9 protein-coding genes are annotated in these 15,379 nt (G+C 39.5%); 4 read left to right on the forward strand and 5 right to left on the reverse strand.

Annotated features, from left to right (window positions below; translation table 11 throughout):
- Positions 1 to 364 precede the first annotated feature (364 nt).
- Both KCG35_RS10050 and KCG35_RS10055 read left to right on the forward strand, forming a co-directional pair.
- Complete coding sequence (locus KCG35_RS10050; protein ID WP_215819561.1) at positions 365 to 625, forward strand: hypothetical protein; 261 nt, start codon at positions 365 to 367, stop codon at positions 623 to 625.
- 486 nt (positions 626 to 1,111) lie between these two features.
- Positions 1,112 to 3,424, forward strand: coding sequence for an immune inhibitor A domain-containing protein (locus KCG35_RS10055; RefSeq protein WP_215819562.1), 2,313 nt, complete (start codon positions 1,112 to 1,114; stop codon positions 3,422 to 3,424).
- A 116-nt stretch (positions 3,425 to 3,540) separates the two neighbouring features.
- Here KCG35_RS10055 and KCG35_RS10060 read toward each other — a convergent pair whose 3' ends face one another.
- Both KCG35_RS10060 and KCG35_RS10065 read right to left on the reverse strand, forming a co-directional pair.
- Positions 3,541 to 3,876, reverse strand: coding sequence for a hypothetical protein (locus KCG35_RS10060; RefSeq protein ID WP_215819563.1), 336 nt, complete (start codon positions 3,874 to 3,876; stop codon positions 3,541 to 3,543).
- Between the two features lie 102 nt (positions 3,877 to 3,978).
- The gene (locus tag KCG35_RS10065; RefSeq protein ID WP_215819564.1) at positions 3,979 to 4,596 is read right to left on the reverse strand and encodes an alpha-ketoglutarate-dependent dioxygenase AlkB family protein; all 618 of its coding nucleotides are present in this window, start codon (positions 4,594 to 4,596) and stop codon (positions 3,979 to 3,981) included.
- A 124-nt stretch (positions 4,597 to 4,720) separates the two neighbouring features.
- Between KCG35_RS10065 and KCG35_RS10070 the strand changes: the two genes are divergently transcribed.
- Entirely contained in the window at positions 4,721 to 5,716 is a 996-nt protein-coding gene (locus KCG35_RS10070) for a ribonuclease Z (RefSeq protein ID WP_215819565.1), read from the forward strand.
- A 119-nt stretch (positions 5,717 to 5,835) separates the two neighbouring features.
- Here KCG35_RS10070 and KCG35_RS10075 read toward each other — a convergent pair whose 3' ends face one another.
- On the reverse strand, positions 5,836 to 9,645 hold the full coding sequence (locus KCG35_RS10075; RefSeq protein WP_215819566.1) for an RIFT barrel domain-containing protein: 3,810 nt from the start codon (positions 9,643 to 9,645) through the stop codon (positions 5,836 to 5,838).
- A 2,074-nt stretch (positions 9,646 to 11,719) separates the two neighbouring features.
- Positions 11,720 to 13,678 carry a DNA topoisomerase III gene (locus KCG35_RS10080; protein ID WP_215819567.1) on the reverse strand — a complete coding sequence of 653 codons (1,959 nt, stop codon included), beginning with the start codon at positions 13,676 to 13,678 and terminating at the stop codon, positions 11,720 to 11,722.
- 306 nt (positions 13,679 to 13,984) lie between these two features.
- Between KCG35_RS10080 and KCG35_RS10085 the strand changes: the two genes are divergently transcribed.
- Positions 13,985 to 14,530, forward strand: a complete 546-nt coding sequence (locus KCG35_RS10085; protein ID WP_215819568.1) for a hypothetical protein — start codon at positions 13,985 to 13,987, stop codon at positions 14,528 to 14,530.
- Positions 14,531 to 14,547: 17 nt separating this feature from the next.
- On the opposite strand, the gene KCG35_RS10090 is transcribed toward KCG35_RS10085, so the two are convergent.
- Positions 14,548 to 14,754 carry a hypothetical protein gene (locus KCG35_RS10090; protein ID WP_215819569.1) on the reverse strand — a complete coding sequence of 69 codons (207 nt, stop codon included), beginning with the start codon at positions 14,752 to 14,754 and terminating at the stop codon, positions 14,548 to 14,550.
- Positions 14,755 to 15,379: the final 625 nt, after the last annotated feature.

The following is a 15,379-nucleotide window of genomic DNA, read 5'->3' on the forward strand; positions in this document are numbered from 1 at the left end:
GGCAAAAGTGTAGTGTTTTCTAACATACTCAAAACAGAAAAGTAAGGAAATACTTCATCGCTAGTTGTTGTTAGTTGATACCACATTTCGTTTTGCTTTACGAAAGACTATAAAGCACTCATTCTCTTATTTTTTATATGGTTATAGACACTCACTGAAGTAGTAATATAACCACTTACTGTAGTTTGACTTAACACTCTCTTTAAAATAGTTTTATTAACATTAAATTCAGCGAAATAAATAGCTTAATAAATTAATCAGGTTAAAGTTGTTTTCATGACTATCGCGGCTATCAGCCGAAGCATGGTATAGTCAATATAATGCTTAAGCATATAATATTGAAAACTTAATTAAGAGATTTCCAATGAAACACTTAATATCCTTACTTAAACTCACTTTTTTCATAGCCTTCTTCACTATACTCAGTACAGCAACCCAAGCTGACGTTCCAGTCGAAAATTTTGATAAAATTGCTGAGATGCTTAAGCAATCAGGAAAACTCTCCGAAACAGCAACTGAAGAAGAAACAGAACAAGCTGTGAAAGATTACATCAGACAACGTACAAAATCATTTAAAGACAGCCCCCAAAAGCCACCAAAAAAAATGAATCTTAAGTCATACTAAATTAAGATGATTGCATATCAAAAAAAATAGCTCACGGCACTTGTCTCCTAGATAATATTTTTGCTATAACAAACACTTAGAAGAATGGCTTGTTTTCCAAAGATAAAAGGTATCTAGTAAAACAATACAAAGAATCGTTTATTAAGACTTAATCCTCTATTATTCACCCTCTACAGAGGTATAGAAAAGTGATTGCAGAAATAAGGACAATCGCTTATGTTCCCACAAGGAAATGTTCTTAATAAATGATTTATAAAAAAGGAAAAACAAGCCAATTTCCAAACTTTCCTTTTACGCTAATAAATGTAGTTAGAAGATAGACTGGTCGACATTATAACCAGCTTCAAACCATTTATACCTAGAGAATGACTCAAACAAGTCGTGCTAAAAGATTACGATAAGTTAAGCATTCTGCCCTTTATAGTCAGCGTTAAGGAAAACATTTTGTGCTCACACTCTAATAATAAAAACCGGGAGAGTTTTAACGTGTCTCAAAAGCGAGTAATGACCTCTCTGCTAGCAGGCTCTTTCCTGTTTAGCACCTTGGCTGTAGGTAAACCTGTTTCTCATGTACAACCATTTGATTTACCATTGGCTGATAACGATAAACTCATAAACATGCTGAAAAAGTCTGGCAAACTTTCAGCTAATGCAACAGCACAAGAGGAAAAAAAAGCACTTTCAAAATACCTTGCCGATAAAAAAGTCCAATTTAATAGCTTACCACCAGGAGAATGGGCTGATCTGGCCAATAAGCGCTCAGCAACCCAAAAGCAACGTGCTAAAAATTTTTCTACCAGTCAAAATAACCTAAACGATCGTATCTTTACTGACCAACTGACGCCTATCAAGCCTGAAACCTATAATGGTAGTGTCACTTCTGATCGAATTCTGGCTATTCTTATAGACTTTCCTGACTATTTACATAATACGGTAACAAGTGAGTCTACCGATATGTATTATGACGACTATCACCGTCAACACTATCAGGATCTTTTATTTTCACCCAAAGGTTATGACGGACCCAATGGTGAAAACCTGTTATCTATGCGCCAATTTTATAAGGCCCAATCAGGAAACAGTTATGCGGTTAATGGAAACGTCGTTGGCTGGTATACCGCTAGCAAAAGTGCACGTCACTATGGTGCTAACGCTAATTCACAAGGTGCTCGTGAATTAGTACGTGAGGCGCTTGAGGCCGCAGGGAAAGAAATCGACCTTTCCTGGTTTGACCAAGAAGATCGATATGACTATGACAACGATGGTAACTACCGTGAACCAGATGGCGTCATTGACCATTTAATGATTTTCCACGCCAGTGTGGGCGAAGAGGCAGGCGGTGGTGATTTAGGTGAAGATGCCATTTGGTCACACCGCTGGGATTTAGGTGATGTGTTTGTCATTCCTGGCTCTACAAATAATAGCTCTGACCGGTACGAAGGAAAAATGGCAGCCTATGATTACACCATTCAGCCTATCGATGCTGCTGCGGGTGTAACCTCACATGAATATGGCCATGATTTAGGGCTTCCCGATGAATATGACACAGAATATTCAGGAAAAGGCGAGCCTGTATCTTACTGGTCAATTATGTCCAGTGGCAGCTGGGCAGGAATGATTCCTGGCACTGAGCCAACGGGTTTTAGCCCTTATGCTAGAGAATTTCTCCAAGCCAATGTTGGTGGTAACTGGTTAAAAGGCACATCAATTGATGTTGATACCATTACACCATGGGGTATGACTTTCTTCCTGGATCAAGCGAGCAGTAAAGGTACTCATAACGATTACCTACGGATTAATGTCCCAGACAAGCGCATTCACATTACAGCTCCAGCAAGTGGACATTACGCTTATTACAGTGATCGTGGTGATAACTTAAATAACACCATGACAATTTCGCTGCCATTGACCAAAACCAACCAGCCTAAGCTTATCTTCAAGACCTGGTATGAAATCGAAGAAGGCTATGACTATGCCCGGGTGCTTGTTGATGGAAAGCCAATTGCAGGTAATATCACCGTTGACTTTGATCCCAATGGTATAGGCTTTGGTATTGGTGTCACTGGGAGTTCTGGTGGCTGGATTGATGCTGAGTTTGACCTAAGCCAGTTTGCGGGACATACCGTGACACTTACCTTTAACTACATGACTGACAGTGGTGTAACTCGACCCGGTTGGTTTGTAGATGATATTCAAGTCATTGATGGAAGCAATGTTATTCTAAGTGATAATGTAGAAAGCGATAGTGCTTTCGAAATGACTGGATTCAGAAAAGACCCAGGCTATCTCCTTGCAAAGAACTATTACCTACTTGAATGGCGTAACCATGATGGCGTAGATATGGGATTGGCCCATATTAATCGTGGAAAAGGGTTAATGAGCTTTGATCCAGGCTTAGTCGTATGGTATGTCGACCATAGTCATACTGATAACTGGGTAGGTATCCATCCAGGAGAAGGCTTTTTAGGTGTTGTAGACCAAGATCAATCTGTCGTTTATTGGCAGGACGGTACTGTTGCAGAAACACGTTATCAATTAAAAGATGCTGCATTTGGTTATAACTTACAGTCTGCACTCAGTATTGAACGTAAAGGAAAAGTCATCACCGACCAATCTCGTTACAGCGACCCTGTTTTCTTTGATCGGTTACGCTATATTAACGACACTATCCCTGATGCAGGAAAAAAACTTCCTGAGTTAGGTCTAACGTTTGAAGTTACAGGTCAAAGTGAAGATCAGACAGTTGGCCGCATCATGTTACGCCGCTTTGATGATAACCTTTGGGGATCTTCTAAATAAACGAGATACGACAGAAGTAAACTAAGAAGCAATTCGCTTAATCTGTATCTACCTTTAGTGACATCGGTGACTAAAGGTAGATATCAAACACACTAGCTACCTTTCCTCTAACTAAATTATTTAGCTTTCCGATTTACTTTAAGCTTAAATCCAACCGGCTTATCTTTAAGCCAATCTACAAACCGGGAAATTTCAACACTTTTCAATAGTTTTTCCTGAGAGTTATACTCTAATCCAAGTGTTTTCTCTGAAAATGTCGCATGCAAATTTTTATGACATGGGATACAAACCCATAAGATACGCGTGATCATATCTTCTTTACTAAAGAGTTTACGAAATTGACGACGACTGTGGTATGTGCGCGGAATCAAATGATGTTTTGTCAACCGCTCTGACCGATCACACAATTGACAGTTTGAAGGACTGGGTGGAATTCTTAACAGCTCAACCATATTGCGTTATTCATTCTTAAAAGTGTTAACCCAAAAATATAATTAAGTTAAAAGCAGCCGACATTTAGCCATATTCTTACATATAACCCTTAAGTACTTACATTATATCTCAGCCAGTTTAACCAAACGAAACGTCAAATTAACACGAGGCTCACTCACTTTATTAAGGCTTCGCTTGGGAACGCTATGTTGCCAATAACGCTGTGTAGCTCCCTTCATTAGTAAACAACTTCCACTGATAAGCGTCTGGGTGACCACAGGCTGTTGACTCTTCCTATACTTTTTATGACGTAGCTTGAAGTCACGGCTAGCACCAAAACTTACAGAGGCTATTACTGGATCATCGCCCAGCTCAGGCTCATCATCACTATGCCAGCCCATATAATCTGCCCCATTCTGGTATAAATTCAGCAGTACACTATTAAAATGCTCCCCACATACATGCTCAACTTTTTGCTTGATTTTGGTAAGTTCAGCCGTCCATGGTAAGGGTTGGTGCAACACACCACTATAAGCATAAACAGCTTCAGAGTCTCCATACCAGGCTACTTTTCGAGGGACTACAACCTGCTTGCCAAAAAGGCTCAGCGTTTCGTATTGCCAGTCCACACTGTTCATTAAAAACTGAAAGTAGGCTTGCTGTTCAGATAGGTTAAATAGCTGGGAAAGGTAACCAACCTCCCCATCAGGCAATGTTAACCAGTGAAATCTTGGAGCCATAAACACCTTTTCAAAAAATGCCTTTACCAAGAGCTACAACGAAAAGTATAACTAAGGTATATATTTACTAAAGGTATAGACAAGGTACAATCCAAGCCGCTGTTATTTTTAAGTACTACATACTATGATTGAATTTCACTTTTTAGGTACAGCGGCAGGTGTACCTACCCCCAAACGTAATGTCACTGCTTTAGGTGTTCGTTTTCCTCAGCAACGTAATTGGGTATTGATTGACTGCGGAGAAGGAACCCAACATCAATTAATGCATAGCGAGTTAACCCTAAGTCGTTTAAACACTATTTTCTTAACCCATCTTCATGGTGATCACTGTTATGGTTTACCTGGTATCCTTGCTAGTCGTTCCTTACAGGGAAGTGGCTCAGAGCAAACTCTTACTGTCATTGGTCCTCCAGGAACAGAGCGACTGATCAAAACCATTATTGAACTCACTGAGCTCAACTTAAACTACCCACTAAAAATAGTTGAATTCACACCCGAAGACTGGCAAAAACAGCACTGGGATTTTCCTGGCTTGAGTGTACAACCTGTTGCTCTTTCCCACTCAATCCCCAGTTTTGCGTATCGTTTTACAGAAGCACCACGACCTGGACGCTTTGAAGTTGCAAAAGCTAAAGCAGATGGTATTCCTCCAGGACCTATTTATCAGCAACTGCAGCAAGGTAAAAGCATTACCCTAGCTGATGGTCGGCTGATTAATGGATTAGATTATATTGCTGCCCCACCCAAACCTCGGCAGTTTATCATTGGAGGAGATAATGACAGACCAGAATGCCTTCAGTCAGCTTTGCTTGATTGTGATCTGCTAATACACGAAGCCACCATGACCGAGGAGATGCGAGCAGCGATTCAAGGGTATGTTAGCCACTCAACAGCTAGTGATGTGGCCCAGATTGCTGAACAGGCTCAATTACCCAATTTGGTTTTAACTCATTTCAGTGCTCGATTTATGGATCGACAACATGCATTACAAAGTGTGATTGATGAAGCTCGGCAACATTATTCTGGCAAGCTGTTTCTAGCCAATGATTTTATGCAATTCCATTTAGATCGTGAGGGTAAATTAACGCAATACAATCCCTCTCATACAGTCCAGTCATAGCCATTACAATCAGCTTTTATATATTTTCCCCAAACAATAGTCACCTTTAGTCAAATTCTCTCTAAAAATAAAAAAGGCTGCATGAAGCAGCCTTTTTGTTTGCATGTTACAGCTATTTTCTAGAACGTATCTGGTAGTCGGAACAACCACACACCCTCATCTTCTTTATTAAAACCTAAGAAACAATCATAGTCAGGTAAATAGCGCCAGCGTCCATAAATACCTCGGTCCCGACGTCCTCCCCAGCTGGCAAGGGCACTTGGCGCTCTACTTTCTACTTGTGGTTGCAACTCTTTAATTGACCAATCACTAGGGTCAAGAATCAATACATTGTAATGACCATCCCACAATACAAACACATCACGCTTACTGTCATAGTCAATGCCATAGTGACGTAAGGTTGGGGCTTCATAGCTCAACATACCTTGGCCATTATTAAAATATGCAGACTGTTTTCCTTTGAGCTTAATGGGCTGAATCATCATTTCAGGTATTGAGGCTTTAGGATCCTGCCAGTCAACTTCACTCAAGTCATAAATAGCCAGGCTATGATTTAATAGTTGAATGAATAGTTTACGCTTAGGATCATAAACACCTGGAGAAGCTCCACCATAGTTTGGCCCAATAGGTGACTGATGTTTAACCTCATCAGTCTTTGGATCATAGGCAATCAACTTATAGCCATTGGCTACCAATAAGTAACCAGTTGAAGGATCAAAAGCTGAGCTAAATTCACCTTTTATGGTAAGAGATGACTTCTGCTCCCATTTTGGATTATCGCTGTCAAACCAGTAGTTTTTTTCAGTGGTATAACCAGCGCCATATCGTGTGCCATTACCCATCCAAAAACGCTGAACATTTGGCAGGTATTCTACGCCATCATAAGAATGTGCTGAGGTTGGAGTACCATCTTTAGTTATACAAGCAATTGCAGGTTGTCCTTCTGCAGTAGTACATCCCCCATAGTTATCTAGGTAGTACTCACTGGGTTCAGTCAACCGAGTCCAATTAAGCGTTTCAAAATCCATTTGGTAGACTTCATTACCACCATAGTCTGTTTTCCCTCCGCCCCAGACTATCAGCTTGTTATCTCCTACGGCACCACCAGACCAGGCATCAAGAACACCAGCAGGCCCTAGTGATCCCCAAGCCTCATGATAAGCGGGGAAAGTATCGCTTAATGTATTACTACCTTTTGCTTCAAGCCACTGACCAGGCTTCAACTCCTCAACAAATGCCTCAAGGGATTTATGTGTGGTAGGTGTCTCTGGCGTATCATCTGTAGGATCTGATGGGGTGCTTGGTTCAGAACCAGATCCAGGCGTTTGCGGCTCTTCAGGACTACCATTATCGACAATAATTACACCACCATCATCAGTACCTGAATCCCCTGTATCAGGTGTATTAGGATCTGTAGGGGTTGTTGGTGTACTTGGATCACTGGGGGTCCCAGGATCTGAAGGTGTACTAGGGTCTGTAGGCGTTCCAGGGTCATTAGGTGAACCAGGATCAGACGGTGTATCACCAGGGTCAGAGGGTGTATTAGGTACAGTAGGCGGCTCAGGTGGTTCTGGGTAACGAGGTGGCAACGTACCTGTTAAAGGACCAGGTTGATTTGTCGCAATAACTTCATTGCCTTTTGTGCCAACCCCATACTCACCTTCCAATGCAATTTGCTTATCAGAAGCAGGAGCAAAAATTGAACGTGGTACCACTGCAAACTGAGGCTCAATACTATAATCCGGCTTATAAGAGCGCTGTTCAAACTTGCTCCAGGCTTGACTTGCATTAGGATAATTTGAATCAGTAGCAGCCGCCAAAGCTATCTGCATGTTAGCAGGAAACCCTTCTGGGGAAGCAGCATAACCCAACATTTGCTTAGGATTTAACTCTAAAGGAATCTGGTCTTCTGAAGCAGAAAAGGACTCAGCTAATGGAATGATTCGTTGAGAGTTACATGGTGCACTATTCAAGCTAATTGATGTTGTTCTGTTGAAAGCTTGAGCAAAAGAATCCAGAACTTTTGCTTTGTTATTTGGCTCTACAACCCGAATGCCTTGTTGTAGACTTGCAAAAATCCAACAGTAGCCAGGATCAATCATACGACTTACGCTGAATTTTGCACGCTTATCCATGACTTCACCTGCTTTTGTGAAGCCTAAATCTTTAAGAAAACCAATTGACCATGCATGAAAATCATCCATCCAAGGTGATAGCGCTGTTCCACTCTTATAAACGACAGCATATTCACCTGTTCTTACACCAAATCGGTCAATCATGACTCCAGGATCATAACCCAGACGTTTTTTCACATCTTCACTATCACGGTCCGCTTCATTCCGAGCCACATACAAGTTATACAAATAATCCACGTTGTTATTAATTAACTTGATAAAATAATATTTCATTGGGTGGTTATCAGGCGTGATAAATGCGGCCTCACCTAACGCTCTCAGAGACCAAGCTTCTCCTCTCACTTGACCCCGCCGCAAAATACCTTCCTCTTTACGGCGATAATAAGGATGCATATTAATTAAGTTATAGTTAGCCCAGAACTGCAACTCTTCAAGCAAATAGTAATCACCCGTTACAACATAAGGCAAATAAGCTAAAGAGGGCTGATGCGCACTGTCAGGCTTATAAGGTGACGGGCATTGCTTACACGCAGGAAATGCCTCACTACGATCAGTTTTGGGATTATGGTGATCAAAATCATTCCCCCATAATCCAGCATAAGGCCAATCATCAATACGAAGCATATAACCTGTTTTTTTGTCCCGGTAATGAACAGACCAGCTTCCTGCCAAGCTCGCATTCCCTTCTGTTACCGTTTTAAGACGTTTATCCTGAGAGAGTAGATAAGCTGTGGACCACGCTGGCATAGGACCTATATCATACCGTCCTCCAGCCATTGGCATAATAGGCTCCACAGTACCCACCTTCATTAAATCATTTTTAGCTTGGTAGTCACTGTATAAGTTAGTAATTAGCCCACCAGCTACATTTAAATCAGGTTGATAAAGAGGGAAGACCTTACTATTCATAAGGTAATTTCGATTAAAAATAACGTGTGTTAATGCCTTCCCTTGTAAGAAAATGTCTTTTTTCCAACGAGCATGATGATAATGAGTGACATTCGACTTTTTATATACTGACTGTTTATTTGCAATCAGTTCTACATCATATGTTACATTGCCAGGGTTGGTAGCATAAGAGTAACTATTTTCAACGACGACAGAAACACGTACTTTTTCACGTTTTCCATATGTTCGCACATAAAATCGTGCATGAAGCAATGGGTGCTCAGCACCTCCGGCTTTAAGTGGCGCGGTAAAAATAAACTCGTTTGCGATTCCACCCTCTAGCCATTGGCGCTTTAACTCCCCAGACTCAATAACATCAGATAGCTTAGAGGTATAAGCTTTGCCGCCAATGGTCAGTTGCAGGGTAAAATCAAGATCTAGCGCAGCGAGTTGTGTTCGATTAAGCCCAGTAGTCGATTCAGTTTCATCAATGGTATATAAGCGAAGGGTTTGCTGTTTTGCTGACGGGATTTTAACTTTGGCAGAAATGATCGCGTGTTTTAAAGAACCATCCTGATAAGTTGCTTTTTTATCGACCTGAGTTGCAATCGACTTACCTGCACTATCAACTAAAAGCACAGTTTTACCTTGAGGTACATCACCCTCTTTAAATACGTGACCAAATGTCACATAGTCTTCAGCTGCAGTGGTAGTTTTATCATGGACCAACGCTACATCAGTGACATACTGACTGTTTGAAAGCGTGGTATCAGCTTTGGCCTGACTAAAGAAAAAAGTACCAGGTAAGGTTGACTTTGTCGTCGATGCTAACTTAGGTATAACCTGTGTTGAGGCACTTGCACCTACAATACAAGCTATTAATACGTTATATGAAAAATATCTCATAAAAAAAGAATCCCGCGCTTCAGCCTTGCTTAACCAGTTGACGAATAAACCATGATCGACCGCTCAGGTATACGATAAAAACGCCTATTTTACGAGCGATCACAACCCAAAATAGCGAACCAGTTAACAATTATTAATGGATTTTGCTTGATCATTTACGAAAGTCGACAAAATTATAACTTTTCGTAAATACATTCCTCTCCACATCCTGTGTCGGACAAAATGACTCAAGAAAAACAGCACAGGTCCTACTGCCGTTAACAATTAACACTTAAACTATCTCATAGTAGAAACACTAATTACTCTGCTTATCTACCGAATAAACGTTTATCACTTCACAAAAGTCCCTAAAACCCCTACTCTGCCAAAGTTATCTTTCTGATTGAGTGGGTTATAGTGTAAAGATGACTTACCAGACAACTTACCTAAAATAGGTTTAGCAGACCCAGTTCCTTTCCTGCTGTTGTTGTAACCATTTAATCCCTTCTTGGTAACCTGGTAAAAAATTATTTCCTTTAATTTAGCCTTCTGCACATTACATTCTTCAACCGAGGACAGTCGCAACAAGCATTTGGTCAACTCGGCATCCTCAAAGAGGAAATAGAGAAAGCTTTTATATGCCATCCACTCTACCGATCTTTTAATGAAGCCAATCTTAAACGATATAACAGAGTAAAACGTTGCTAATGCTCTCAGTTTAGTCGTTTCAATCGTGTTAAACCCTTAATAAAATATATTGTTGAAGTTTACACTACACTAATTGCCTAGTTCACAAATCATTTTTTTAGCTCGATCAAACTATCCATAATCTCATACAAAATCCCTCTTAATGAGAAAATATTGTGGGTTTAATTAGGCTACCTTAAAATTCCAATAGTTAGCGGTTATAGCATCAATGGTAGTTCTATTATTTGTCGTTTATGGAAAAGAGTAGCTCAAAAAACCATAATACCCACTCATAAATTCCAAGCAGATCAGTCAACTACCATTTACCCAACTCGTTACAATATAATACAAATCAATCCAAACCTAATAACCCTTTTCATAAAAGAGTAAAATTTCAATTAATACCTTTAAAGTACAACTAGTTACGTTGAGTAACCAGAGAGCCTCAAGTTCAACCAAAGCGTCATAAAACTACCAATTCGTGTTAACTATCAATAAAGAATCAAAATTATTTCTCTTTAAACACAGTTTCATTAAATCTTACAGGGACTCACACAAACTAACGACTTCACATCATACTTATTTTGTTTTTTCACTCTTATTAAAAAGCAGTGAGCATATAACTTATTTACAAATACTGATATTACCTAACAGTACAAAGTAAAACCTCACTGACTGGGTAGTAACCCCCATCTTCAAGGCCAAACAATCTATTTTCAATCTAAAAAAATATCACCTTAGGCACCCATACAAAAAAAATAAAATTACAGACTTTATTCTCATATAAAACAACAGCATAAATACAACAAATCAAATTCACTTTTTGATTATCACCTGCCCAATACTACGCACCCCTTGCACTTTTATAAAGACAATTAAACTATTACTTAATTAATAGCGTAGAGTACTAAAACGTGCCACCACAGCGAGGGATTTTTAAGGACGAACTTAATGGTTTAACCCCCTCCTAACCCCCCCTCATTATGGGTATAGTGAAACAGGCTAGGGCTAATATTAGGGACAAAAAAAACGATGGGAATTTAGCAAAACACTACAACAAAATAATAATAAAAACATAAACAATTAGCGAACAATTCTTAGGAAGACTTAACAATCCTCGCAATATCAAGGTAAACCTATAAAATACAAGAGAAACAGTACCAAGAAAAGTTTTAGCTTATGTCTTCATAATACTAAGAGATAATGCTTTCCCAAAATTACAATGCCTATCACCATCCTTTAAAACCAGTTCACTTCCTTATGGGTAGCAGGGAAGGATTCACGGCGTATTCGAAGGGCATTATGCAAACGTTGGACAAAGGTGCTTTAGAAAATGGATCTTATAAATGATTGCCCTGGGGATTCATTACTTGACGCCATTCCTAAAAAACCCGTTGTTATACGCATATTAAGGCTTTTTTTTTCTTTTATATTTTCTTTTAGGATTTTTGTGTACAACTTGGCCTTTTCCTTTTAACGACCTAAAAGCACTGATATCTACTTGGTCAATTAACTGATGAAGAGTATTCTCCATCGGTTCCATAAAGCTTTTATAACTGGTTTCTTTGCTACTAATAGAGGTCAATTGTGATTCCCATTGAGCCGTCATATCGGGAGTGGTAGCAATTTCAGGTAAGCTAGCAATGAGTTGACGACCCGTTTCAGTGGAACGAATTGTTTTACCTTGCCGAGTGAGAAACTGTCGTTTAAATAATAACTCAATTATTCCTGCACGAGTCGCTTCCGTGCCGAGGCCATCTGTTTCTCTTAATATTTTTTTGATTTTCGGATCTTTTACAAAGCGAGCAATACCCGTCATGGCAGAAAGTAATGTGGCATCTGTAAAAGGCTTAGGTGGTTGAGTCATTCTTTCAGCCAGCTCACCTTTTAGACATTGAACAACTTCACCTTTTTTCACATTAGGGAGCTTTTGCTGGTCTTCTTGATCGCAAACTTGAACATCTCCTTGCGTTACTCCTGTCACCTGAATTCCAGTTTTATTATTCTGTGACAATAGTTTTTTCCAGCCCAAGTCAGTGGTTTGTCTTGCAGTGGCGATAAACTTACCACCACTGATTTCTACTTCTACTCTACGCTCATCATATTGCCATGCGGGGTAAAACTGTGCGAGATACTGTCTTGCAATAAGCTCATAAATTTGTAATTCGGTTTTAGATAGTCGGCTTGGGTCAAGTTTACGCTCAGTAGGAATTATGGCATGGTGAGCTTCCACCTTTTTATCATTCCAGGCTTTGCTTTTTAGGCTTAAGTCTGCGTTGTTTACCGCTGTTTTTAACGGTTGGCACACATGGCTAATTGCTGCTGTGACAGTATTTATTTGGTTTAAATGTTCTTTAGGCAAATAGCGACAATCTGAGCGCGGGTAAGTAATCAGTTTATGTTTTTCGTATAAATCCTGACAGGTGTTCAAAACTTGTTGTGCATTTAACCCGTAACGTTTAGCGGCATCAATTTGTAAGGCTGATAAACTATAAGGTAATGGGGCTGCCTGTTGTTTACGCTTTTTTGTAGCAATAGTAACCATCCCAGGCTGACCAGTAATGCGTTTGACGACGTTTTCAGCCAGTTTTTTTGAGAGGACTCGGCCTTCTTCATCTTGATATGGCTGGCAGGCTTCACTAGGTTGCCATTTCGCTCTAAACTGTTCGCCTTTTTCTGTTTCCAGCAAGGCAAACACTTCAAAGTAAGGTTTTGATTGAAAATCTTCGATTTCAAGATCACGCCTTGCCACGAGACCTAACAATGGGGTTTGCACTCGCCCTACTGAAAGCACCCCTTGATAACCGGCTTTTCTACCTTGAATCGAGCACACCCGACTCATATTAATGCCATATAACCAATCGGCCCTGGCCCTCGCTAGAGCAGAAATAGAAAGAGGAACAAAATCACGGTTATCTCGTAAATTAGCCAATGATTTTTTTATAGAGTTTGGGTTTAAATCATTAATTAAGCAGCGTTTGACCTCATTACGCTGTTTATCCGGTACACCTGTGTAATTAATAACCTCATCGATCAAGATTTGACCTTCTCGATCTGGGTCTCCTATGTGTATTAGGTCACTTGCCTGTTTGATCAGCTTTTTTAAAACTTCAAATTGTTTTCTTGTGTTTGGTTTGACTTTCAGTTTCCACTTATGAGGAATAATCGGTAAATGACCTAAATCCCACCTCTTATATTGAGGGTTATAGTCTTCAGGCTCTGCTTGCTCAAGTAAGTGTCCTATGCACCAAGATACACAGTCACCATTTCCTACCCTAATATAACCATCCTGTCGTTGATGCGGTTTTGGTAAAACATCAGCCACAGCACGTGCCATACTTGGTTTTTCAGCAATATAAAGCTTCATGTGTATACTTAACCGACTCACCCACTGTATAAATACACAGCTTACCCCAGTTTACAGAATAACTAAAGCACCAGGATGTGAATCAGATCCTATACAGTAAAGGCTATTCCATGAACAATTAACCTCTACCTTAGATGCGATGCCTATTGTAGTGGTTGTTTTAGGGAGAGCTTAAGTAAGTGACAGAAGTACAAAAAAATACTTAAGCTTGTTATGATTGATACAATACCTTTTTGTATCCCCCCTCTTGAAAAGCCAGCACAACAGGCATCCGCTATAAAGTATACATAATGTTAAGGAAACCTCATGCCTTTTAAAACCTGCTTACTTGTTGTTTTTACAAGTTTTATACTACTTGGTTGCAGTGGGCTTAACAAAAAAGGAAGTGCCTCAGTTCCAAACCAAGTTACACTGCTCTTGAACCAACGTTTATTATTACAACAAGGCTTAGCAGACTATAATAGCCAAGCATTTCCCATACTAAGTTCAATAAGAACATGCACACTACGAGACAAATCACGCCCCTTTTGTGGTTTTGCTTATTCTGATTATCAACATCAATATATAATGGTAGAGGTTTGCTCCACTCGAAAAGGTAGCGCTGATCGACCTGGTGAAGGACTCTACTTTATAACCCCTGATAAACAGGTCAGCTATTATCCCTGGTATTCACCACAGTTCAATAAATCTGCATGTCAAAGTAAAAAGGGAACCTCCACAGAGGAAGCCAAATATATTCTTAAACTCGCAGGCGATCGTGTAGATAGGTTAATTTACCTATTTAAAACAAATAATAAAGAAGCTTTCATCCAGTTAAGCGTAAGCGAAAAACAGTTGTCTATTGTACAATAGATTTACTATTCCAACGATTATTTATGCCAATGATGACGCTGGTATTCCCACACAGGATGCCAGTGACTTGAAGCAAAGCTTTGAGATGAAAGATGCTGATCAACCGCTGTTCTTTGAATAACCCGCATCCGCTGACGTCGCCTTAACTTAATCCAATGCCACGATAATAAAAGCCATTGCACACCTACATGTTGCTGTAAATGCATCTTAAAATTCTTTTTCATTACTTATTCCCTTCCAATTATATACTACATTTACAGCAGCTTTTAAGAGTAACCATCGAGCATGGTTGATATAACAATATTTTCCAGTAAATAGCCCAATAGCTAATACAACTCGTTGCCAACGCATAACTACAGTAAGCCATACTAGATGATGTATTAAGAAAAATGACACTCCCTATCACTTCTTAAACCTTAGAAAAACAAATGCTGTAATCCTAAAAACATTCCACAAAAGATATTGCAATCCAGCAGAATGAATATTCACTATACTTTATATTCATTTTATACTCAAAACATAAGCTTTAGATAAGGATACAAAGCGACTATCCCATATAAAATGAATATATAAATGTACCCTTCACGATTCAATTTTAGGGTTTGTTGTCGGCGTTCTTGACCAACAAAGATGTTGAGAATACTGTTAATACAGAAGCTTTTAACTGCCACCTTAATATGAGCGCACAGCTAGTGCTTTTAAAACAGTTTAACAACTATCCATAAAGCAATACTCATCACCCAATCCGAATACAACTAAGGCTATTGATAATAACAAAATAAAGTAAATTATTTTATACGGTAATATCCGTATTTATACCTAAGAATGCAATGAGATGAGGTGGTTTTC

It is taken from the genome of Zooshikella harenae, from assembly GCF_018837975.1.
In the GTDB taxonomy this organism is placed as follows: domain Bacteria; phylum Pseudomonadota; class Gammaproteobacteria; order Pseudomonadales; family Zooshikellaceae; genus Zooshikella; species Zooshikella harenae.